This window comes from uncultured Ruegeria sp., from assembly GCF_947489545.1.
Lineage (GTDB): Bacteria > Pseudomonadota > Alphaproteobacteria > Rhodobacterales > Rhodobacteraceae > Ruegeria.
Map to the genome: position 1 here is coordinate 1 of NZ_CANLDZ010000113.1, position 235 is coordinate 235.

A 235-nucleotide genomic window follows, 5' to 3' on the forward strand; every position below is an offset into this window, starting at 1 on the left:
GCCACATCATCGACTACGACAGGTGCATCGTTGGTTCCGCGCACAAGGACGTACACGGTTGCGGTGTCCTCACCGCCATTGCCGTCATTGGTCGTATAGGTAAATGTGTCAATGAGTGTCTGACCCTCTGCCAGGGCCTGAGCAGCAACTGCGCCGGTTGGATCGTAGCTGATCGTGCCATCGGTGTTCAGCGTCAGGGCGGCACCGTGCGCACTCGTGGCATCAACAGCTGTTA

General features: G+C 58.3%; 1 protein-coding gene. It reads right to left on the reverse strand.

The genetic code is table 11. The annotated features are described in order from the left end of the window. Nucleotides 1–235: VCBS domain-containing protein (locus tag Q1B13_RS26975; protein WP_299085989.1), on the reverse strand; the 235-nt coding region annotated here is incomplete at both ends.